The organism is Microbacterium alkaliflavum (assembly GCF_044325405.1).
Classification (GTDB): Bacteria; Actinomycetota; Actinomycetes; order Actinomycetales; family Microbacteriaceae; genus Microbacterium; species Microbacterium alkaliflavum.
Window position 1 is genome coordinate 175658 of record NZ_JBIQWL010000003.1, and the last position, 20114, is coordinate 195771.

Annotated in this window: 22 protein-coding genes; 10 read left to right on the forward strand and 12 right to left on the reverse strand. The window is 70.2% G+C overall.

Annotated features, from left to right (window positions below; all coding sequences use genetic code 11):
• Positions 1-41 precede the first annotated feature (41 nt).
• The gene (locus ACH3VR_RS09865; RefSeq protein ID WP_396640615.1) at positions 42-1400 is read right to left on the reverse strand and encodes an aminomethyl transferase family protein; all 1359 of its coding nucleotides are present in this window, start codon (positions 1398-1400) and stop codon (positions 42-44) included.
• Positions 1401-1550: 150 nt separating this feature from the next.
• Here ACH3VR_RS09865 and ACH3VR_RS09870 point away from each other — a divergent pair, with 150 nt between their 5' ends.
• On the forward strand, positions 1551-2492 hold the full coding sequence (locus ACH3VR_RS09870) for a LysR family transcriptional regulator (RefSeq protein ID WP_396640616.1): 942 nt from the start codon (positions 1551-1553) through the stop codon (positions 2490-2492).
• Between the two features lie 48 nt (positions 2493-2540).
• Here ACH3VR_RS09870 and ligM read toward each other — a convergent pair whose 3' ends face one another.
• Positions 2541-3944 (reverse strand): vanillate/3-O-methylgallate O-demethylase, encoded by a 1404-nt coding sequence (gene ligM / locus ACH3VR_RS09875; protein ID WP_396640617.1) that lies wholly within the window; start codon positions 3942-3944, stop codon positions 2541-2543.
• 213 nt (positions 3945-4157) lie between these two features.
• Here ligM and ACH3VR_RS09880 point away from each other — a divergent pair, with 213 nt between their 5' ends.
• The 4 genes from ACH3VR_RS09880 (at position 4158) to ACH3VR_RS09895 (ending at position 7792) form a co-directional block, all read left to right on the forward strand.
• Positions 4158-4913 (forward strand): PIG-L deacetylase family protein, encoded by a 756-nt coding sequence (locus tag ACH3VR_RS09880; protein ID WP_396640618.1) that lies wholly within the window; start codon positions 4158-4160, stop codon positions 4911-4913.
• Between the two features lie 88 nt (positions 4914-5001).
• Complete coding sequence (locus tag ACH3VR_RS09885; RefSeq protein ID WP_396640619.1) at positions 5002-5709, forward strand: 4-carboxy-4-hydroxy-2-oxoadipate aldolase/oxaloacetate decarboxylase; 708 nt, start codon at positions 5002-5004, stop codon at positions 5707-5709.
• A complete protein-coding gene (locus ACH3VR_RS09890) occupies positions 5696-6793 on the forward strand; it encodes a 4-oxalomesaconate tautomerase (RefSeq protein ID WP_396640620.1) in 1098 nt (365 codons plus the stop codon). Before ACH3VR_RS09885 ends, ACH3VR_RS09890 begins: the two co-directional genes overlap by 14 nt.
• Positions 6794-6841: 48 nt before the next feature.
• Positions 6842-7792: a VOC family protein gene (locus ACH3VR_RS09895; RefSeq protein ID WP_396640621.1), complete on the forward strand. Its 951-nt coding sequence runs from the start codon at positions 6842-6844 to the stop codon at positions 7790-7792.
• A 166-nt stretch (positions 7793-7958) separates the two neighbouring features.
• Here ACH3VR_RS09895 and ACH3VR_RS09900 read toward each other — a convergent pair whose 3' ends face one another.
• Entirely contained in the window at positions 7959-9095 is a 1137-nt protein-coding gene (locus ACH3VR_RS09900; protein WP_396640622.1) for a 5-methyltetrahydropteroyltriglutamate--homocysteine S-methyltransferase, read from the reverse strand.
• Between the two features lie 102 nt (positions 9096-9197).
• On the opposite strand from ACH3VR_RS09900, the gene ACH3VR_RS09905 reads away from it, so the two are divergent.
• From ACH3VR_RS09905 to ACH3VR_RS09915, 3 genes are all read left to right on the forward strand, one after another.
• Positions 9198-10139, forward strand: coding sequence for an ABC transporter ATP-binding protein (locus tag ACH3VR_RS09905; RefSeq protein ID WP_396640623.1), 942 nt, complete (start codon positions 9198-9200; stop codon positions 10137-10139).
• Positions 10136-11032 carry an ABC transporter permease gene (locus ACH3VR_RS09910; RefSeq protein ID WP_396640624.1) on the forward strand — a complete coding sequence of 299 codons (897 nt, stop codon included), beginning with the start codon at positions 10136-10138 and terminating at the stop codon, positions 11030-11032. The genes ACH3VR_RS09905 and ACH3VR_RS09910 overlap by 4 nt, the downstream gene beginning before the upstream one ends.
• Before the next feature lie 86 nt (positions 11033-11118).
• Positions 11119-11889 carry an ABC transporter permease gene (locus ACH3VR_RS09915; RefSeq protein WP_397556498.1) on the forward strand — a complete coding sequence of 257 codons (771 nt, stop codon included), beginning with the start codon at positions 11119-11121 and terminating at the stop codon, positions 11887-11889.
• A 53-nt stretch (positions 11890-11942) separates the two neighbouring features.
• Here the strand turns inward: ACH3VR_RS09915 and ACH3VR_RS09920 are convergent, their stop codons facing one another.
• From ACH3VR_RS09920 to ACH3VR_RS09930, 3 genes are read right to left on the reverse strand one after another with little or no spacing between them, the layout of a single operon-like run.
• On the reverse strand, positions 11943-12212 hold the full coding sequence (locus ACH3VR_RS09920; RefSeq protein WP_396640625.1) for a hypothetical protein: 270 nt from the start codon (positions 12210-12212) through the stop codon (positions 11943-11945).
• Entirely contained in the window at positions 12212-12379 is a 168-nt protein-coding gene (locus tag ACH3VR_RS09925) for a hypothetical protein (RefSeq protein ID WP_396640626.1), read from the reverse strand. The genes ACH3VR_RS09920 and ACH3VR_RS09925 overlap by 1 nt, the downstream gene beginning before the upstream one ends.
• On the reverse strand, positions 12376-12870 hold the full coding sequence (locus ACH3VR_RS09930; protein WP_396640627.1) for a hypothetical protein: 495 nt from the start codon (positions 12868-12870) through the stop codon (positions 12376-12378). Before ACH3VR_RS09930 ends, ACH3VR_RS09925 begins: the two co-directional genes overlap by 4 nt.
• Before the next feature lie 168 nt (positions 12871-13038).
• Here ACH3VR_RS09930 and ACH3VR_RS09935 point away from each other — a divergent pair, with 168 nt between their 5' ends.
• Both ACH3VR_RS09935 and ACH3VR_RS09940 read left to right on the forward strand, forming a co-directional pair.
• Positions 13039-13620 carry a carboxymuconolactone decarboxylase family protein gene (locus ACH3VR_RS09935; protein ID WP_396640628.1) on the forward strand — a complete coding sequence of 194 codons (582 nt, stop codon included), beginning with the start codon at positions 13039-13041 and terminating at the stop codon, positions 13618-13620.
• A 9-nt stretch (positions 13621-13629) separates the two neighbouring features.
• Positions 13630-14508, forward strand: coding sequence for an RNA polymerase sigma-70 factor (locus ACH3VR_RS09940; protein ID WP_396640629.1), 879 nt, complete (start codon positions 13630-13632; stop codon positions 14506-14508).
• 111 nt (positions 14509-14619) lie between these two features.
• Here ACH3VR_RS09940 and ACH3VR_RS09945 read toward each other — a convergent pair whose 3' ends face one another.
• The 6 genes from ACH3VR_RS09945 to ribD form a co-directional block, all read right to left on the reverse strand.
• Positions 14620-15732 (reverse strand): LLM class flavin-dependent oxidoreductase, encoded by a 1113-nt coding sequence (locus tag ACH3VR_RS09945; RefSeq protein ID WP_396640630.1) that lies wholly within the window; start codon positions 15730-15732, stop codon positions 14620-14622.
• A gap of 252 nt (positions 15733-15984) precedes the next feature.
• Entirely contained in the window at positions 15985-16338 is a 354-nt protein-coding gene (locus tag ACH3VR_RS09950; RefSeq protein WP_396640631.1) for a Fe-S protein, read from the reverse strand.
• Between the two features lie 216 nt (positions 16339-16554).
• The gene (gene ribH, locus ACH3VR_RS09955; protein WP_396640632.1) at positions 16555-17052 is read right to left on the reverse strand and encodes a 6,7-dimethyl-8-ribityllumazine synthase; all 498 of its coding nucleotides are present in this window, start codon (positions 17050-17052) and stop codon (positions 16555-16557) included.
• Positions 17049-18341: a GTP cyclohydrolase II gene (gene ribA, locus ACH3VR_RS09960; RefSeq protein ID WP_396640633.1), complete on the reverse strand. Its 1293-nt coding sequence runs from the start codon at positions 18339-18341 to the stop codon at positions 17049-17051. The genes ribH and ribA overlap by 4 nt, the downstream gene beginning before the upstream one ends.
• Complete coding sequence (locus tag ACH3VR_RS09965) at positions 18338-19012, reverse strand: riboflavin synthase (RefSeq protein ID WP_396640634.1); 675 nt, start codon at positions 19010-19012, stop codon at positions 18338-18340. The genes ribA and ACH3VR_RS09965 overlap by 4 nt, the downstream gene beginning before the upstream one ends.
• Complete coding sequence (ribD, locus tag ACH3VR_RS09970; RefSeq protein ID WP_396640635.1) at positions 19012-20079, reverse strand: bifunctional diaminohydroxyphosphoribosylaminopyrimidine deaminase/5-amino-6-(5-phosphoribosylamino)uracil reductase RibD; 1068 nt, start codon at positions 20077-20079, stop codon at positions 19012-19014. Before ribD ends, ACH3VR_RS09965 begins: the two co-directional genes overlap by 1 nt.
• Positions 20080-20114 lie beyond the last annotated feature (35 nt).

Consider the following 20114-nt stretch of genomic DNA (forward strand, 5'->3'; position numbering starts at 1 on the left):
GGAAACGGATGCCGGCCGGCATCCGTCTCCTCGTCCGTCATTCAGTTCTTGCGGTAGTTCTCCCGGGCGAACGCCGAGTACGGCGCGGGGTACACCGTCGCGCGGATCTCGATCTGGCGGTGCGGCTCCACGGCCGGCTTCGTCGAGTTCGGCTCCTCGCCCCACACGACAGTGACCTCCGTGCCGGGCTCGGCGTGCGCGGCCTCGACGGACGCGAGCGACGCGAAGACCTGCTCGCCCGTGATGTAGCCCGCGTCGTGTGAGATGCCGACCTCCTGGCCGTCGGCCAGCACGCGGTCGACCTGATAGACGCCGTAGCGTGCCTTCGGGAAGTCGATGTATTTGGCCGGGGTGCCGGGCTCGTACAGCGAGCGCTGGGCGGCCGCGACATCCTCGGGGTTCCAGATGAGCGTGACCTTCTGGCGCTGCTGCGCCGCGGCGTGCCGCTCGAGCGCCGCGCGTCCGACGAAGTCATGGTCGAAGGCGACGCTCCGGCCGTAGCCCAGGTCGTAGGGCGTGAGGTAGTAGTCCTCGATGTCGTCGGAGGCGAAGCTGCCGGCGAGCGAGCCGACGCGGTTCGCCGGCAGCCACTTCAGGTACTCGGCCGAGCCCTCGCCCGTGAAGATCGCGGGCAGGGGCGAGGGCACCCACGCCGACTCGAGGTTCGCCGACGAGTAGGCCTTCGCCCCGACGAGCACGAGGTCGAACTCCTCCCCGGCGTGGACGATGGCGTTGCGCACGCGCTCGCCCTCCTCCCACGGTCCGAACAGCTCGAAGCCGGGCTGACCGGCCATGCCGTGGCGCAGCGACCGCACCTCGAGGTCGTCGATCGTGAAGGTCGCCATGTGGAAGAACTTCGTCGGGGGCACGGGGCCGCCCGTCAGCTTCTCCATGAGTGCGAGGGCGTTCGGACCCTGCAGCTCGTAGCGGTAGAGCTTCGGCGGCACTCCGGCCTCGCGCATGAGGGAGTTGGCGTCGCGCTCGAACGTGACGTCGTAGTCGCCCGTCTCGCCGAAGTACTGCACCCAATCGAGCACCATGAACCAGCCGACGAGGTCGAAGACCTCCTCCTCGAGGTGGAAGAGGATCGCGTCCCCGATCAGGTAGCCCTCGTGGTTGACCGCGACGAACTGCTTCGCGCGGTCGACACCGAAGTTCTCGAACGTGTTGACGCCCGTGTCGCGGAGCAGCCGCAGGGCGTCGGGCCCCGAGATGAAGAGGTCGGTCATGTGGTGCGACTGGTCGAGCAGCGCGACGCTCGTGCGCCACGACAGCTGCTCCGAGCGCCAGTTGGTGAACTCCGGCGTCACGGGGAAGATCGTGGGCCGCGCCTGCGCGTTGCGCAGGAGCTCGACAGGGCTCCCGACTCGGGTGATCGCGTCAGCGGCGGACTCGGACATCGAAGAACTCCTTCGTTCGAGGGGGATGAATGCTGCGGACGGCGCTGCACCGCTCTTCATGCTAGTTATCGCTGGTTCTTTGAAAAGAGTCTGGCGATAAGCTCTGCTTATGCTTATCGAAGCAGTTCTAAGTCGGCCCGCGGAGGCGCCGTGGACCTGAACCTCGTGCGCGTCTTCGTCGCGGTGTACGAGACGCGCAGCCTCACGACCGCGGGCGCGCGGCTGTACGTGACGCAGCCCGCCGTGAGCCAGGCGCTCGCGCGCCTCCGGCGCGAGCTGGACGATCCGCTCTTCGAGCGCGACGGTCGCACGATGCGTCCGACGCCGCTCGCCGACACGGTGTTCCCCGGCTTCCGCGACGCCGTCGCCGGCATAGACCGCACGATCGACGCCGTGCACGCCTTCGATCCCTCCGCATCGCATCGTCTCTTCCGCATCGCCCTCTCGGAGCTCGGCGAGATCGGCTGGCTCCCCGCGATCCTGTCGGCGATCCGCACCCGCGCGCCGCACATGCGGCTCGAGGTCGTGTCGCTCGATGTCGAGGCGCTGCCCGAGTGGCTCTCGCGCGGCACCGTGGACCTCGGCATCACGACGTCGCACGTGCCCGGCGGATTCGACCGGCGCCTCCTGAAGTCGCAGGAGTACGCCGTCGCGATGTCGGCGGCCAACCCACTGGCCGAGGGCACGCTCGACCTCGAGGCCTACGTCGCGGCGCCGCACGTCACGGTCGGCGGCGACTCGGGAGCGCCCATGCTCGTCGCGGCGCAGCGGCGGGCGGGGATCGTCATCGAGCCCCAGGTCGCCATCCGGCACGTCACGACGCTGCCTCCGGTCCTCGCGGCGAGCCGCGACCTCATCGCGAGCGTGCCCGACACGATCGCGGCGGGCTGGGCCGCGACCTGGCCGCTCGTCGTGCGACCCCTGCCCTTCGCGATGCCGCCCGTCGAGGTCTACCTCTATCGCCGCGCGACGACGCAGCACACGGCGGCGCTCGACTGGCTCTATGCGACGGTCGCGCGTGCCGTCGAGGGCTCGTCGGGCCAGTTCTTCGTCATCCACGGGGACGCCCTGGCGGCCGCGCCCACGGCATGAAAGAAGGAGGAGGGGATGCCGCGGCATCCCCTCCTCCTTCTTTCGTCCTCAGAGCGTGCCGGTCGAGCGCCAGCCGCCGTGGTACTCGAGGCGCGCCGTCTCGGCGTAAGGGACGGGGCTGACGACGGCGCGCACGGCGATCTGCTCGTGCGCCTCGACCGTGGCCTTGCGCGAGCCGCCGTTCGGCTCACCCCAGACGACCCGCACCTCGGTGCCGATCGGGATCTCGCGGTCGACGGTCGCGAGCGACAGGCCGCGCTTCTCGTTGGCCGTGACACCCGTGAAGAGCGACAGTCCGACGTTGTTGCCATCGGCGTCGATGACGGAGTCGTAGTTCGACGAGCCGTAGTTCGCGTTCGGCAGGTCGAAGAACTGGTAGCCGGGGCGGTCGCGGTCGATGACGCTCGTGAGGATCTTCGCGAGGTCCTCGTCGTCCCACGCGAGAGTGACCTTCTTGCGCTGCGCCTCGGGGTCGACCTTCTCGAGGGCGTCGCGGCCGATGAAGTCGTGGTCGAACTTCACGAACGAGCCGTAGCCGAGCTCCCACGGGCTGAGGTAGTAGTCCTCGATGTTCTGCGACACGAAGGATCCTGCGAGGGCGTTGATCGCCTCGTAGCTGTTCGCGGGCAGCCACTCGCGGTAGGCGCGCTCGGCCTCGCTGGAGTAGATCGCGGGGAGCGGTGAGGGGATCCAGCCCGACTCGAGCGTGTTCGACGAGTAGGCGCGCGACCCGCACGGCTCGATGCCGAACTCTCGGCCGGCCTCGAGGACCGCGTCGCGGATCTTGCCGTGCTGCTCGTAGGGTCCCCAGATCTCGAGGCCCGGCGCGCCGGCCATGCCGTGACGCAGCGTGCGCACCTTCTCGCCCGCGATCTCGAGCTCGCCCATATGGAAGAACTTGACCTGCTCGACGGGGCCGCCGGCGAGCTTCTCGATGATCGGCCACGCGTTCGGGCCCTGGATCTGGAAGCGGTAGTACTCGCGGTGCACCGCCTGGCCGTACGGGCGCGAGGGGGAGCGGTCGTCGTAGCGGAACTCGACGTCGTAGCCCCCGGTCTCGGCGTGGAACTGCAGCCAGTTCGCGGCAGGCGCGCGGCCGACGTAGACGAACTCGTCCTGCGCTTCGTGGAAGAGGATGCCGTCGCCGATGACGCCGCCGTTCGACGCGGTCGGCACGAACTGCTTGGCCGTGTTCACGGGGAAGTTCGCGAAGCTGTTGATGCCCGTCTCGCGGAGCAGGCGCAGCGCGTCGGGGCCCGAGACGAAGAAGTTGACCATGTGGTGCGTCTGGTCGTAGAGGACGGCCGTCTCGCGCCATGCCTTCTGCTCGCGGCGCCAGTTCGAGAACTCGGCGGGCACGACGGGGTAGATATAGGTGCCGAGCTGCGAGTCGCGCAGCATCTCGACGACGTTGCCCTTCTCGTCCAGCAGCTCCTGCAGATTGCGTGCCATGAGGGCCTCGACTTCCTTGTCCGTGGTTGTGGGGTCTGTCCGGCATCGTAGGCACGATCAAATACCTATGTCCAGAGGGATTACCGGTCGCCAAGATTGTAGACAGAATCTTGACCAATGCGCCAGGGGTGTGATTCGCTGGCGTTGTCGCCGATCGATGCCGATGGCGACCGCTCGCCCTGTCCGGGCGGCCCGACTTTTCTGAGGAGCACGATGGCCGACAATGGGTCCACGATGCTGGTCGTCAGCGCGCATGCGGGCGATTTCGTCTGGCGCGCCGGTGGTGCGATCGCCGCGGCGACGATGCGCGGCGAGCGTGCCGTCGTCGTGTGCCTGTCCTATGGTGAGCGCGGCGAGTCGGCGAGCCAGTGGCTGGCGGGCAAGAGCCTCGACGAGATCAAGGCGATCCGCCGCGAAGAGGCCGAGGCTGCGGCATCCGCTCTGGGTGCCGAGGTCGAGTTCCTCGACCTGGGCGATTACCCGCTGGTGGAGTCGCCGGAGGCCGTCTCCAAGCTCGTCGACGTTTACCGGCGTGTGCAGCCGACGGTCGTGCTGACGCATCCGCTGGCCGACCCGTACAACGGCGACCACCCGGCCGCGGCGCGGATGGCGCTGGAGGCGCGGGTGCTGGCGCAGGCGATCGGCGTGGCGAACTCCGACGGCTCATTCCCCTCGAGGGAGGAGATCATCGGCGCCCCGCCGGTCTTCTTCTTCGAGCCGCACCAGCCCGAGCAGTCCGACTTCAAGCCGAACGTCCTCCTCGACATCACCGAGGCGTTCCCGCGCAAGCGTGCCGCGATGGAGTGCCTGCCTGCGCAGAAGCACATGTGGGAGTACTACACGCAGCTCGCGATCCGCCGCGGCGTGCAGGTCAAGCGCAACGCCGGCCCCAACCTCGGCCTGCCGGTCGACACGATGGGCGAGGCGTACGTGCGGCACTACCCGCAGGTCACGGACGTGCTCGAATGAGCGCCTCGAGCCGCGAGACTTCACGCGTGTCACCCCTCTCGTGCGAGAACCTGACAGATGCGAAGTCTCGCGAGCGGGCGGTGCGATCGTGAAGCCCGTCATCGTCACCGACATCGCGCGCGCGGATGCCGCGACCGTCGACGCCCTCGCGGTGCACGGCGTCGCGACGGTCCACGAGGCGATGGGCCGCACGGGGCTCGTCGGCCCCGGCATCCGTCCTATCCAAGACGGCGCGCGCATCGCCGGGTCGGCTGTCACGGTGCTGTCGTGGCCCGGCGACAACCTCATGATCCATGCGGCGATCGAGCAGTGCCAGGCGGGCGACGTGCTCGTGATCGCGACGACGTCGCCCTCGACGGACGGCGCGTTCGGCGATCTCTTCGCGACGGCGCTGAAAGCCCGCGGGGTGCGGGGCCTCGTCACGACGACGGGGGTCCGCGATGTCGCGGACCTGCGCGAGATGGGCTTCCCGGTGTGGTCGAGCGCGGTCCACGCGCAGGGCACGGTCAAGGCGACGCCCGGCTCGGTCAACGTGCCGATCGTCGTCGCAGGCGCGACGGTGCGACCCGGCGACGTCGTGATCGCCGACGACGACGGCGTCGTGATCGTGCCGCGGCTCGAGGCGGCTTCCGCCCTGACCGCCGCCGACGCACGCGTTGAAAAGGAGGCCTCGGACCGTGCGGCCTACGGCTCCGGGGCCGAGCTGAGCCTCGACCGGAAGGGCCTGCGACAGACCCTCGCCGACCTCGGCGTGAGCTATATGACGCAGGCGGAATACGACGATGGCGGGCACTGAGGTCGACCTCTCCGCGGCGGTGCGCGACGGCATCCCGTGCATGCTCATGCGCGGCGGAACCTCGAAGGGCGCCTATTTCCTCGCGTCCGATCTGCCCACGGACCCCGCCGTGCGCGACGACCTCCTGCTCCGCGTGATGGGCAGTCCCGACCCGAAGCAGATCGATGGGCTCGGCGGCGCGCATCCGCTCACGAGCAAGGTCGCGATCGTCTCGGCCTCACCCCAGCCCGGTGTCGACATCGACTACCTCTTCCTCCAGGTCGTCGTCGACCGGCCCGTCGTCAGCGACGCGCAGACCTGCGGCAACCTGCTCGCCGGCATCGGCCCCTTCGCCATCGAGCGCGGCCTCGTCACGGCCGCTCCCGACGAGACGACCGTGAGGATCCGGCTGCTGAACACGGGCGACGTCGCGACGGCCGTCTTCCCGACGCCCGCCGGCCGCGTCGACTACGACGGCGACACGGCGATCGCCGGCGTGCCGGGCACGGCCGCGCGCATCGACCTCGACATCACGGGCGGTGTCGACAAGCCCCTGCTGCCGACCGGCAGCGTCGTCGACGAGATCGGCGGCCATCGCGCGACGCTCATCGACAACGGGATGCCGGTGGTGCTGCTGGATGCCGCAGACCTCGGTGTGACGGGTGCCGAGCCGCCCGAGCAGCTCGAGGCCGACACGCGCCTCGCCTCGGAGGTCGAACGGCTGCGACTCCTCGCGGGCCGCCTCATGGGCCTCGGCGACGTCGCGGCGCAGACCGTCCCGAAGATGTTCCTGCTGTCGGCGCCTCGCGACGGCGGCGCCATCTCGACGCGTGCGTTCATCCCGACGCGCGTGCACACGTCGATCGGAGTTCTGATGGCAGCATCCGTCGCGGCCGGCATCCGGCTTCCCGGCGCGGTCGGTGCGGACCTCGCCGACCCGTCGGCGGTGACCGACGACGGGCCCACGCCGATCGAGCATCCGACCGGGGTCTTCCCCGCCGACGTGCACGTCTCGCAGGACGCCGAGGGCGTCTGGCACGGTTCGTCGCACTCGGTCCGCACCGCCCGCAAGATCTTCGACGGGGTCGTGTTCCCGCGACCCTGATCCGCCGTACCCACCCCGGATTTTCCCGCCCGTCAGAGAGGACCCCCGATGACCGACCACTCCGCTTTCGACGTTGCGCATCTCGCGAACGTCGAGCTGCTGACCCCCGAGTTCGAGAAGAGCCTGTGGTTCTTCCGCGACCTCCTCGCGATGCGCGTCGTCGCCCAGGAGGACGACTCCGTGTACCTCCGCACGTGGGACGAGTACGAGCTCTACACGATCAAGCTGACGGCGTCGGATGCCGCGGGCGTCGGCCGTACCTCGTTCCGCGCCTCCTCGAAGGAGGCCCTCGACCGGCGCGTCGCGGCGATCGACGCGATGGGGCTCGGCGACGGCTGGGTCGACGGCGAGGTCGGCACGGGACCCACCTACGCCTTCCACGACCCGGACGGGCACGCGATGGCTCTGTATTACGAGACCCAGAGGTATGAGGCATTCGACGAGGACCGGCCGGCGCTGACGAACCAGTCGTCCGCGTTCCCCGGCCGCGGCGTGAACGCCCGGCGCCTCGACCACATCAATTACCTGGCCAAGGATGTCGAGGCCAACGGGCAGTTCCTCGCGAACGCGCTCGGCATGCGCGAGTCCGAGCGGATCCGTCTGGACTCGGGCAAGTTCGCCGCGTGGTGGTTCCACTTCTCGCTGAAGTCGTACGACGTGGTGTACTCCGACGACTGGACCAAGCACGGCAACCGCCTGCACCACATCGCGTTCGCGCCCGACACTCGCGAAGACATCCTCAAGGCGGCCGACATCTTCCTGGAGAACGGGATCCACATCGAGTCGGGCCCGCACAAGCACGCGATCAACCAGACGTTCTTCCTCTACGTGTGGGAGCCTGGCGGCAACCGCATCGAGTTCGCCAACGCCGGAGCGCGTCTGCTGCTCGACCCCGACCAGCCCGTCGTGGAGTGGTCCGAGGCCGAGCGCCGCAAGGGCCAGGCGTGGGGGATGAAGACGATCGAGACGTTCCACACCCACGGAACCCCGCTGGTCTGATCCTCGTCTGTCGTCCATAGCCCGTGCTCTCGCCGAGAGCACCCGCTATGACCGGTGCAAAACGTGGGCACTCGGTCACAGCACGGGCTCTGGCCCCAGGAGCAGCGGGAAGAGCAACGCCCCGGCCCTCACAAGGGGCCGGGGCGTTGCCGCTGAGTCGAGGGGGCTACTTCCAGACGTCGGCGGCGATGTCGACGACCGAGCGGATCTTCGCCCACTGCTCGTCCTCGCTGAGCAGGTTGCCCTCCTCGGTCGAAGCGAAGCCGCACTGCGGGCTCAGCGCCAGCTGGTCGAGCGGCGCGAAGTGCGACGCCTCGTCGATACGGCGCTTGACGACCTCGGGGTCTTCGGGCTCGCCGCTCTTGGTCGTGATGAGGCCGAGCACGACGCGCTTGTCGCCCTCGGGCAGGAATCGGAGGGGCTCGAAGCCGCCTGCGCGCTCGCTGTCGTACTCCAGGAAGTAGCCGTCGTACGCGGTGTTGCCGAGGAGCTGCTCCGCGACGGGCTCGTAGCCGCCCGACGAGATCCAGGTCGAGCGGAAGTTGCCGCGGCACACGTGCGTCGTCACGACGAGGTCGTCGGGCTTGCCGTCGAGGATGCGATTGAGCAGCGTCGCATAGCGCTCGGCGATGCCGTTCGTCTCGATGCCGCGTTCGCGCGCCTTCTCGAGCTCGACGTCGCTGCACAGGTACGCCCATGCGGTGTCGTCGAACTGCAGGTACCGCGCGCCCGCGTCGTAGAACGCCTGCCACGCGTCGCGGTAGGCCTGCACGAGGTCGTCGGCGATGGCGGGGTGACCGCCCGGGTAGGCGACGGGGTCGATGTGACCGGGCTCGACGCGGAAGTCGAGCACCGTCGGAGCCGGAATCGTGAACTTCGGCGTCACGCCCGCAGCGTCGGCCTGCTCCTTGAGGAAGCGGAAGTGCGCGAGGAAAGGGTGGTCGTCGGTGAATCGGATCGGACCCGAGACGTGCACGCCGCGCGGCTTGGTCTGCACCCCCTGGAACTGGATGCCGTGGTCGAGCTCGACGATGTCGACGCCGTCGAGCAGGCCGAAGAAGTCGAAGTGCCACCAGGAGCGGCGGAACTCGCCGTCGGTCGCGAGCTGGAGGCCGGCTGCCTGCTCCTTCGCGACGAGGTCGGCGATCGCCTCGTCCTCGATGGCGCGGAGCGTCGCGGTCGCGAGGTCGCCCGTCGCGTGCTCGTGCCGCGCCTCGGCGACGGCGGCCGGTCGGAGGAAGCTTCCGACGATGTCGGCGCGGTAGGGCGCGCGGGCGGTCAGGGTGGGGGCGTCGTTGGTCACTCCGCGATCGTAGTCGTGCCGATACCTCTGGGCCTAGTGACCTGTCACAGGCCGACACGGGATGCCTGACCCGGTGTCCGAGCCCGGGGTTAGTGTGGATCGGTGCCTGCGCCCGTCATCGAAGCCGCGAACATCGTGAAGGCCTACAAGATGAAAGGCAAGCCCGACTTCCTCGCAGTCGACGGCCTGTCGTTCGAGGTCGCACCCGGTGAGTCGTTCGGCCTGCTCGGCCCGAACGGCGCCGGCAAGTCGACGACGATGAAGATGATCGGCGCCGTGTCCACCCGCACACGCGGCGACCTCACGATCCTCGGCCTCGACCCCGACCAGTACGGACCCGAGATCCGCTCGCGCCTCGGCGTCGTGCCCCAGCAGGACAACCTCGACGGCGAGCTCAACGCGCGCGAGAACCTCTTCATCTACGGCCGCTACTTCGGCCTGCCGAGCAAGGTGTGCCACGAGAAGGCCGACGAGCTCCTCGCGTTCGCCGCCTTGGAGGACAAGGCCAAGAGCAAGGTCGACCAGCTCTCCGGCGGCATGAAGCGCCGCCTCACGATCGCGCGCGGCCTCATCAACGACCCGCGCATCCTGCTGCTCGACGAGCCCACGACGGGGCTCGACCCGCAGGCGCGGCACGTGCTGTGGGACCGCCTGTTCCGGCTCAAGGAGCGCGGCACGACCCTCGTTCTCACGACGCACTACATGGACGAGGCCGAACAGCTGTGCGACCGCCTCATCGTCGTCGACAAGGGCCGCATCATGGCCGAAGGAACTCCCGCCTCCCTCATCCGCGAGCACTCCAGCCGCGAGGTGCTCGAGGTGCGGTTCGGGTCGGACCGCAACGAGCAGGTCGCGCCCCAGATCGCCGGCATCGGCGATCGGCTCGAGGTGCTGCCCGACCGCCTGCTCGTGTACACCGGCAACGGCGAGAAGGCGCTCGAGCGCATCACGTCGCTCGGCTTCGAACCGCTGACGTCGCTCGTGCGGCGCTCCTCGCTGGAAGACGTCTTCCTGCGGCTCACGGGAAGGTCGCTCATCGAATGACCCCCGCCGACGACGCCGGGCCCCGGGCATCCGTCTCGACCCACCCCACGCTCGAAGAGCTGCGCGCCGAGGCGATGGAGTGGGGCCGCAAGCCGCGCCGGCGCGGCCTCTGGTACGTCACCGAGCACATGCTCCGCGCGATGCGCGCCTACGGCTGGACCATCATCGTCGGCGCCCTCGGCCAGCCGATCCTCTACCTGCTCGGGCTGGCGGTCGGTCTCGCCGCCCTCATCCAAGCCCCTGTCGACGACCGCGGCATGGAGGTGCCGTACCTCGTGTTCGTCGCGCCGGCCCTGCTCATGACGTCCGCCATCGCGGTCGCGTCCGAGGAGTTCACCTACCCCGTCATGGCCGGGTTCAAGTGGCGCCGCTACTTCTACGGCTTCAACGCGTCGGCCCTGTCGTCGCCGCAGATCGCGGGCGGCGTCGTGACGGGTGGGGCGGCGCGCATGGGCGTGACGGTCGTGCTCTACTACCTCTTCATCTGGATCTTCTTCGCGTGGCTCTACCCCGACGCGACCTCGCCCGGCACTGCGTGGCTCATGATGCCGATCGGTGTGCTGGCGGGTCTGTCGTTCGGCATCCCGCTCATGGCGTACGCGGCATCCATCGAGGACGACAAGGGACAGTTCGCTCTCGTGCAGCGGTTCATCTTCATGCCGATGTTCCTGTTCTCGGGCACGTTCTATCCCCTCGCCAACCTGCCGCTGTGGCTGCAGTGGATCGGGTGGATCTCGCCCCTCTGGCATGCGACCGAGCTCGGCCGCACCGTGACGTACGGCTCCTGGGCCGCCGAGCCCCTCTCCTGGGTGCATCTGCTCTATCTGCTCGCCCTCACGATCGGCGGCTTCGTCGCCGCCCGGCGCGTGTTCACGAAGAGGCTCGCCAAGTGACCCTTCGACCGGTTGGTGAGCCTGTCGAACCACAGGGACCGGAAGAGCGGACGGATGCCCCGGCGCGGCGCGGCAGCGTCCGCGCACTGTGGGCCGGCAACCCGGGCGCCGTGGTGCAGCGCGGCCTCATCGCCGCGCGCTCGTCCAGCTGGGTCGTCGTGCTCTCGGGCTTCTTCGAGCCGGTCTTCTACCTCGCCTCGATGGGACTCGGACTCGGATCGCTCATCGGCGACGTGCCGACGTCGGGTGGCGTGGAGGTGCCCTATGCGGCGTTCATCGCGCCGGCGCTCCTGGCCACCTCCGCCATGAACGGCGCGCTCTACGACTCGACGTGGAACGTCTTCTTCAAGCTCAACTACGGCAAGCTCTACGAGGGCATGCTCGCGACGTCGCTCGGTCCGCTCGACGTCGCGCTCGGCGAGATCCTGTACGCGCTGCTGCGCGGCCTGCTCTACGCGACGGGCTTCATGATCATCATGCAGGTGCTCGGGCTCAATCTCGCCCCGACCGCGATCCTCGCGATCCCCGCCGTGCTGCTCATCGCGTTCGGCTTCGCGGCGCTCGGCATGGCCGTCACGAGCTACATGAAGACCTTCCAGCAGATGGACTGGATCAACTTCGTGCTGCTGCCGATGTTCCTGTTCTCGGCGACGCTCTACCCGATCACGGTCTACCCCGACTGGGTGCAGACGATCGTCATGGCCTTCCCCCTGTGGCACGGGGTCGAGCTCGTCCGCGGCCTCACGACCGGCGTCATGACACCGGCCATGATCTGGCATGTCGTCTACTACCTCGTGATGATCGCCGTGGGTCTCGTGTTCACGACCAAGCGGCTGCGCGCGCTGTTCCTCGACTGAGGTTGCGCACGCTCGGGATGCCTCAGCGGGCCCGCGCGGCGACTTCTCGCCGCTCACCTCCGACGCGTCGCGACGAGCCAGCCGACGCCGAACCCGAGGCCCACGAGACCGATCCCGGCCAGGATGAGTCCCCAAACCGTCTGCGGCCACACGCCGAGCCCCGGAACGAAGACGGTCTGGCTGAGCGGCGCGTAGGCGAACCAGCCGAACGACGCCCGCTGCTCGACGGTCAGTGCGACAGCGAGTCCCACGACCACGAGCAGCGTGGAGGCGACGACGACGGTGCGCATCGCAAGGCGCGCTTGCCGAGACTCAGCGGCCATCAGCTCGCGGGCTCCACGACGGCGCGGTCGGCGGCGTCGACGAGCAGCGACGACACTGCGGCCGCTCCCACGTACAGCGACAGCGCCGCGAGGACGGTGCCGACGACGATGAGCCAGGCCGTCCGGACTTGGCGCTTCCTGCCGTCCATCGGATTCGCGGCACTCACGGGATCGCCGTCGGTGCGAGCTGGAGGTCGACCATGGCGAACGGAGCCGGGTAGTACAGCGTGAAGCTCTCCGACTCCAGGACGTGGACCGGGATCAGTGCGAACCACACCTGCGCGACGATCAGCGAGACCCCCGCGATCGCCATGACGAGGTAGCCCGCGCGGTCGAGCGTGCGCAGAGCGCCGCTGATGCTCTCGGCCCTGAGGACGCGGCCGATCGCGAAGACGACGATGAGCGCGATCGCGACCACGACGAGCGGGTTGGCGTGCATCGTGAGCTGGTAGCACTGCGGGGCGTCGCCGGTCGCGGCATCCGCGTATGCCCCCTCGGCGCCGCCTGCGCACCCGCCCCTGCTGGCCTGCGTCAACGTGGAGTAGGTGACACCGGCGATCACGGCGATGACGGCGAGCCGCCGGATCCGCGCGATGATGGCCGAGCCCGGCAGGTATCCGCTCGCGGTCTCCTGCAGGGCCGTTTGACTGTGTGACACCGGGCGAGGTCCCTTCGACGTTCCCTTCACCCTCGGGCCCCCGTCCGGCCCTGTCAAGCGCGACCCCTCCGCCGCAGTCTCGCCGACCCAACCCCTTTGGGCCGGGATGTCACACGACGTGGTCGGCCGGTGTCTTCATGTCGAACGACAAAGGACAAGGAGCACGACATGACCCGCATCGACCCCATCCCCGTCACCGGCCCCTACGGCGCACTCGTGAAGACCTTCGCCCGGCGCATGACCGGCAAGGTGCCCGACTCGGTCGGAATCCTCTGGCGCCACCAGCGCGTCATGAAGGACGCGATGGCGATCGGCCAGAAGGTCGAGCACTGGAAGGAGCTCGATCCCGCGCTCGCATCGTACGCGGCGATGGCCTCGGCCGCGGCGATCGGGTGCAGCTTCTGCCTCGACCTCAACTACTTCCTGGCGCACAACCACGGACTCGACGAGGCCAAGGTGCGCGAGGTGCCGCGCTGGCGCGAGTCGAGTGCCTTCACGCCGCTCGAGCGCCGTGTCATGGAGTACGCCGAGGCCGCGAGCCAGACGCCGCCGGCCGTCACCGACGAGCTCTCCGAGGCGCTCGTCGCCGAGCTCGGCGCAGCGGCGGTCATCGAACTCGCCGCCCGCGTCGCGTTCATGAACATGTCGGCCCGCATGAATCTCGCGCTCGGCATCCACTCGGAGCAGTTCGCCGATGCGTGCGGGCTGCCTCCCCTCGCCGTCCGGTCCGCCGTCGCGGGCCGCGCGTAGGCTCGCACCATGAGCAGCGACGACCCGTTCGTCATCCACCGGGGCCTGCTGTTCACCGTGGCGTACGAGCTCCTCGGGTCGGCCGCCGACGCCGAGGACGTGCTGCAGGAGTCGTGGCTGCGCTGGGCCTCGGTCGATCAGGCCGAGGTCCGCGACCCACGGGCCTACCTCGTGCGGATCGTCACGCGGCAGGCGCTCAACCATCTCCGCACGATCGCCCGCCGTCGGGAGGACTACCTCGGCGAGTGGCTCCCCGAGCCCCTCCTCACGAGTCCCGACGTGGCCGACGACGTCGAGCTCGCCGACAGCGTCTCGATCGCGATGCTCACGGTGCTCCAGACGCTCGGACCGGCCGAGCGGGCGGTCTTCGTGCTGAGGGAGGTCTTCGACCTTCCGTACGACGAGATCGCGGATGCCGTGGGCCGGAGTCCCGCAGCAGTGCGCCAGATCGCGCACCGGGCGAAAGAGCACGTCACGGCCCGGCGGCCGCGGGTGCGCGTCGAGCGCTCGGAGTTCGAGGAGGTCGTCGGCCGGCTCGTCGCGGCGCTCAACTCGGGCGATCTGCAGGGGCTCATGGACGTGCTCGCGCCCGATGTCGTGTCGGTCGCCGACGGCGGCGGCAAGGTGCGGGGCGCGGCCCGCCGCCCCATCGTCGGCGCCGAGCGGCTCGCTCGCTACCTCGTCGGCGGGCTGGCGAAGGCGGGCGGTGTCGTGCACGCGAGCGAGATGTGGGTCAACGGCCAGCCCGGCATCCGAATGGAGCTCGACGGGCAGCTCGTCGGGGTCGTGAGCCTCACGGTCGAGGACGGCCGCATCACGCGCATCTACTCGATCGCGAACCCCGACAAGCTCGGCCGGCTCGCCGAGGAGGCCGCCCTCCTGCGCTGACCCCCGGGACGCTGAGCCTCCATCTGCCTGCCGAGAGCGCGGCTGCCACCCGCGCTCTCGGCAGTCCGGTGGAGGCTCACGGTTCGAGGCCGGGTGACCGTTCGCGCCGGGTCAGAAGAGGCCGCGCCGGGCGAGCTCGGGGCGGACGCCCTCGCCGAACCAGTACGCCTCTTCGAGGTGCGGATACCCCGACAGCACGAACTCCGAGAAGCCGACGGCCCGATACTCCTCGATGAGGTCGGCGACCTCCGCATGGCTGCCGACCAGCGCCGTGCCCGCGCCGCCGCGCACGAGCGACGCGCCGGCCCAGAGGCCGGGGTGGATCTCGAGGTCGGCGCGCGAGGTGCCGCCGTTCGTGAGGGCGAACTGCCGCTGCTGTCCGACGGAGCCCGACGCGGCGAAGGCCGCACGGCGATCCGCGACGACGGCGGGATCGAGCCCTGCGACGAGGGTGTCGGCGACGGCCCACGCCTCTGCTGACGTCGGACGCGCGATCGCGTGCAGGCGGATGCCGAAGCGCAGGCTCCGTCCGCGCGAGGCGGCGCGCTCCGCGACCCGCGCGATCTTCTCGCCCGCCAGCGCGGGCGGCTCGCCCCACGTGAGGTAGACGTCGGCGTGCTCGGCGGCGACGCCGATCGCGGCATCCGATGATCCGCCGAGGTAGACCTCCGGGACCTTCGAGATCGGCGGGATGCGGGCGTCCTCGATGTCGAAGAACTCGCCGTGGTGCGTGACCCGTTCGCCCGTCCAGAGGCGTTGCAGCACCTCGAGATACTCGGCGGCGCGCGCGTACCGGCCGTCGTGCCCGATCCGGTCGCCGAACCGCCGCTGCTCGGCATCCTCGCCGCCGGCGACGACGTTGATGCGCAGCCGCCCGTCGCTCACGTTCTGGAACGTCGCCGTCACCTGCGCCTGCAGCGTCGGCGAGACGAGGCCGGGTCGCACCGCGACGAGGTACTCGAGCCGCCGCGTGTGCTGCGTGAGGGCGGTCGCGATGGTCCAGCTCTCCTCGTTGCCGCCGCCGGTCGGCACGAGCACCGACTCGAACCCGAGGCTCTCGGATGCGCGTGCGATCTGGCCAAGATATTCCAGCGTCGGCCGACGCGACGCTGCCTGAAGCCGGGCCGGATCATTGTCGGTCGCGCTGCCGAGCGCGAGGTTCGTGCGCGAGTCGCCCGTCAGGGGGAGGAACCAGTCCAGGATCACCTTCGACTGCTCCGCCACGACCGCTCCTCGTCTGCGCCGGGCCTCGGCGCGGGGCTCACTCTACGGCGGGTGGCACTCCCGCCTCCCGGGGCGTTTCGCCGTGTGACACGTGCCTCAGCTCGGCCTGCTGTGGCGGAAGGGGCGAATGGCCGGTCGCGCAGCGGCGTGTCGCCGCGGTCAGCCGTGATCCGGGACGCCCGGGTGCAGAAGAAGGGCGGATGCCGCGACTTGGGGGTCGCAGCATCCGCCCTTCGAGAGACGGCAGGTGCCTCAGCGCCAGATCACCGCGATGGCGGCGTTGACGAGCGTCAGGACGCCGATCGACCAGAAGATGCCGCCGGGCACCGAGCCGTTCTTGCGCTGACGTGCCGACCCGATGCCGAGGAGCGCGCCGATCGCGAGCAGGATGACGAGCTTGACGCCGAGCTTGGTGTAGTTCAGCGAGTAGTCGATGCCCCACGGCGCGGCGAGGATGAGGCCGGCGACCGCGGCGATCGCGAGGCCCCAGTTCATGAGCCGGGTGACGTGGCGGCGGCCGTTGACGGCCTCGACGACCCACGCCCCGAAGAGGATGGCGAATCCGACGAGGTGGATGAGGACGACGACATGGCGCAGGATTTCCATGCGCCCAGCCTACCTTTCGTAAGGCTGAAGCAAGTGCCGCTCCAGCCGATTCCAGCCCGCGGCGCGAGTCGAGGCTCCGAGGTCGAGTCGAGGCCCGGGGTTCGGGTCGAGTCTTCGGCCGCCTCGACCCAGTCCCGAAGGCTCGACCGAGTCCCGAAGGCTCGACCGCGTGGCTCGGCCAGCCCGGAAGGCCGGCCCGGAAAGACCGCGGCGGTGTCAGAAGCCTGCGGGCCGGCGCTGGGCCGCGCGCAGCTCGCGCAGCACGAGCGCCGTGCGGATCGCGGCATCTGCCGCTTCGGCGCCCTTGTCCTCCTTCGACCCGGGCAGGCCTGCCCGGTCGATGCCCTGCTGCTCGGTGTCGAGGGTCAGCACGCCGAATCCGACGGGCTTGCCGGTATCGACCGCGACGCGCGTCAGGCCGTCGGTCGCCGCGTTCGAGACGAACTCGAAGTGCGGCGTGCCGCCCCGGATGATGACGCCGAGCGCCACGACGGCGTCGGCTCCGGCATCCAGTGCCGCCTTCGCGGCGACGGGCAGCTCGAACGATCCCGGCACGCGCACGACGCGCCAGTCGGCGCCCGACGCCTCGAGCGTGCGCTCGGCGCCGGCGATGAGGCCGTCCGTGATCGTGTCGTGCCACGTGCCCGCGATCACGACGACGTCGAGACCCGTGGCATCCGTTCCGCCGACGATGGGTGCGCCTTTGCCGCTCATGCGGTTGCTCCTCCGGTCAGGTGCGACTCCTTCATCTGCGCAAGAGCGTCGCTCAGCTCCTGCTCGTCGATGATGTGGCCCATGCGGTCGCGCTTGGTGGCCAGGTACTGGTGGTTGTTGGGCCCGACGCCGACCAGGAGCGGCACCTGCTCGACGATGTCGAGGCCGAGCTCGCGGAGCTGGTTGACCTTGTCGGAGTTGTTGGTGAGCAGGCGCACCTTGTCGACGCCGAGGTCGGCGAGGATGCCGGCGGCCGACGCGTAGTCGCGCGCATCGGCCGGCAGGCCGAGCGCGAGGTTGGCGTCGACGGTGTCGAGGCCGCGCTCCTGCAGGCTGTAGGCGCGCAGCTTGTTGATGAGGCCGATGCCGCGGCCCTCATGCCCGCGCATGTAGATGACGACGCCGCCGTCCTGCTCGATCGCGTCGAGGGCGGCCTCGAGCTGCGGGCCGCACTCGCACTTGAGCGAGCCGAACGCCTCGCCCGTCAGGCACTCCGAGTGCACGCGCACGAGCGGCGCGTCGTCGGCGAGCTCACCCGACACGATCGCGACGTGATCGGTGCCGGTGATGCGGTCCTTGTACGCCAGGAGGCGGAAGTTGCCGTGCGACGTGGGGACGTTGGCCTCGGCGCGCAGGCTCACGCGGCGCTTGTGGGCAGCGTGCGCCGGCTCCTCGAGCGGCTCGTTCTCGTGCAGATAGGCGACGAGCTGCTCGATCGTGATGACCGGCACGCCGTCGCGCTGCCCCAGTTCGATCAGGCCCGGCAGCCGCATCATCGAGCCGTCCTCGGCGACAACCTCGGCGATCGCCCCGACGGGCTTGAGGCCCGCGAGGCGCATGAGCTCGACCGCGGCCTCGGTGTGACCGCCGCGCTCGCGCACGCCGCCGTCGACCGCGCGCAGCGGCAGGATGTGACCGGGCCGGATGACGCTCGACGGCGTCGAGTCGGGGTCGGCCAGCACGTTGAGGGTGTGGGCGCGATCGGAGGCGCTGATGCCCGTCGACTGACGATCGGCCGCGTCGACGCTCACCGTGTAGGCCGTGCCGCGCGCGTCTTCGTTCACGGCGACCATCGGCGGCAGGTCGAGGCGGTCGGCCCACTCGGCCGGCATGGGAGCGCAGATGAAACCGCTCGACCAGCGCACCGTCCACGCGACCCACTCGGGGGTCGCGAGCTCGGCGGACAGCACGACGTCGCCCTCGTTCTCGCGGTTCTCATCGTCCGCGACGATGACGGGGCGGCCCTGACGCAGCGACTCGAGCGCGTCGGGGATCGTGGAAAGGCTCATCGGGAGCCTCCTTCCGTTGCCGCGGCCGATGCCGCAGGGTCTGTCTGGGCGGACGCCGCCGCCGGGATGCCGAAAGAGACGAGGCGCTGCACGTGGCGCGCCAGGATGTCGGTCTCGAGGTTGACGTTCTCGCCCGCGCGGCGCGCGCCGAGCGTCGTCGCCTCGAGGGTCTCGGGGATGAGCGAGACCTCGAACCACTGCGCGGCGGCAGCGGCGGGGCTGACGGCGCTGACCGTCAGCGACACGCCGTCGACGGCGATCGAGCCCTTGTCGACGACGAGCGGGGCGAGCGCCGTGGGAAGCCCGATGCGCAGGACGCGCCACTGCTCGCCGCGGCGCACCTCGAGCACTTCGCCGGTGCCGTCGATGTGCCCTTGCACGATGTGCCCGCCCAGGCGGCCGTGCGCTTGCGTCGCGCGCTCGACGTTGACACGGAGGCCCGCGGACACACCGGCGAGCGTCGACATGTCGAGCGTCTGCTTCATCACGTCGGCGGTGAACCAGTCGTCGCCCTGGTCGACGACCGTGAGGCAGACCCCGCTGATCGATATGGAGTCGCCGTGCGCGGCATCCGATACCGCCTTCGGCGCGCGCACGGTGAGCCGCACTCCGTCACCCGACGGTGTGACGCCGGTCACGTCGCCGATCTCCTCGACGATGCCCGTGAACATCAGTGGTCTCCTTCTTCGTGGTGGTCCGTGCGCGGCGCAGCGGCGGCCATGGCCGCCCGCGGCGCCGACACGACGAGCAGGTCGTCGCCGAGCCGTTCGACCGACACGACCTCGAGTCGCTTCGCCTCGCCGATGGTGGCGACGCCGACGTCGCCCAGCGCGAGCCGACCTCCTCCGAGGAGGACGGGCGCGATGTACGCGAGCACTTCGTCGGCGAGCCGTTCACGCACGAAGGCGCTCGCGACGGTCGGCCCGCCTTCGACGAACACGCGCTGCACGCCACGCTCGCGCAGGTCGGCCAGGGCCGCCCGCAGGTCGTCGCCCGAATACTGCAGGTAGGGGAGCGGATGCCGCCGCACGGCCGCATTCTCGGGGACCCCCCGGACACCGAGCACGACCGGCATGGGCTGATGCGGGAGCAGAGCGCCGTCCGCGTCGCGCGCGGTGAGGGCGGGGTCGTCGGCCAGGACGGTCCCGGTGCCCGCCACGATCGCGTCGGCCTGCGCGCGCCGGCGGTGCACGTCGGCGCGCGCCTCGGGGCCGGTGATCCACTGGCTCGTGCCGTCGGACGCCGCAGCGCGGCCATCGAGACTCTGCGCCCACTTCACGGTGACGTGCGGGCGACCCAGGCGCTGCACGGTGAGCCACGAGTCGAGCAGACGGCGGCCGTCGTCGCGGAGGACTCCGGCCTCGACCGCGACGCCCGCCTCGCGCAGGCGGTCGCCGCCGCCCGAGGAGTGGTCGCCGGGGTCGTCGACGGCGTATAGGACCCGCGCGACACCCGCGGCGATGAGCGCCTCGGCGCACGGACCCGTGCGTCCCGTGTGGTTGCAGGGCTCGAGCGTCACGACCGCGGTCGCGCCTCGGGCGGCGCCGGGGGCGAGCTTCGACAGCGCGTCGACTTCGGCGTGGGGCGTGCCGATGCCGCGGTGCCAGCCCTCTGCGAGCACGCGACCGTCGGGCGACAGCAGCACGGCGCCCACCTGGGGGTTCACCCCGCGGGGACCGTTGAGCGCGATCGTGAACGCGCGCCGCATGGCGCTGTGTTCCGCGTCGTTCACCGTCATCCGTCTTCCTGCCTGCCTCGCGAGATCGCCGGGGC

Coding starts and splice junctions, on each gene's coding strand:
- ACH3VR_RS09865 (WP_396640615.1), bottom strand. CDS start 1,400: ATGTCCGAGTCCGCCGCTGACGCGATCACCCGAGTCGGGAGCCCTGTC.
- ligM (WP_396640617.1), bottom strand. CDS start 3,944: ATGGCACGCAATCTGCAGGAGCTGCTGGACGAGAAGGGCAACGTCGTC.
- ACH3VR_RS09880 (WP_396640618.1), top strand. CDS start 4,158: ATGGCCGACAATGGGTCCACGATGCTGGTCGTCAGCGCGCATGCGGGC.
- ACH3VR_RS09890 (WP_396640620.1), top strand. CDS start 5,696: ATGGCGGGCACTGAGGTCGACCTCTCCGCGGCGGTGCGCGACGGCATC.
- ACH3VR_RS09895 (WP_396640621.1), top strand. CDS start 6,842: ATGACCGACCACTCCGCTTTCGACGTTGCGCATCTCGCGAACGTCGAG.
- ACH3VR_RS09910 (WP_396640624.1), top strand. CDS start 10,136: ATGACCCCCGCCGACGACGCCGGGCCCCGGGCATCCGTCTCGACCCAC.
- ACH3VR_RS09920 (WP_396640625.1), bottom strand. CDS start 12,212: ATGGCCGCTGAGTCTCGGCAAGCGCGCCTTGCGATGCGCACCGTCGTC.
- ACH3VR_RS09935 (WP_396640628.1), top strand. CDS start 13,039: ATGACCCGCATCGACCCCATCCCCGTCACCGGCCCCTACGGCGCACTC.
- ACH3VR_RS09940 (WP_396640629.1), top strand. CDS start 13,630: ATGAGCAGCGACGACCCGTTCGTCATCCACCGGGGCCTGCTGTTCACC.
- ACH3VR_RS09950 (WP_396640631.1), bottom strand. CDS start 16,338: ATGGAAATCCTGCGCCATGTCGTCGTCCTCATCCACCTCGTCGGATTC.
- ribH (WP_396640632.1), bottom strand. CDS start 17,052: ATGAGCGGCAAAGGCGCACCCATCGTCGGCGGAACGGATGCCACGGGT.
- ribA (WP_396640633.1), bottom strand. CDS start 18,341: ATGAGCCTTTCCACGATCCCCGACGCGCTCGAGTCGCTGCGTCAGGGC.
- ACH3VR_RS09965 (WP_396640634.1), bottom strand. CDS start 19,012: ATGTTCACGGGCATCGTCGAGGAGATCGGCGACGTGACCGGCGTCACA.
- ribD (WP_396640635.1), bottom strand. CDS start 20,079: ATGACGGTGAACGACGCGGAACACAGCGCCATGCGGCGCGCGTTCACG.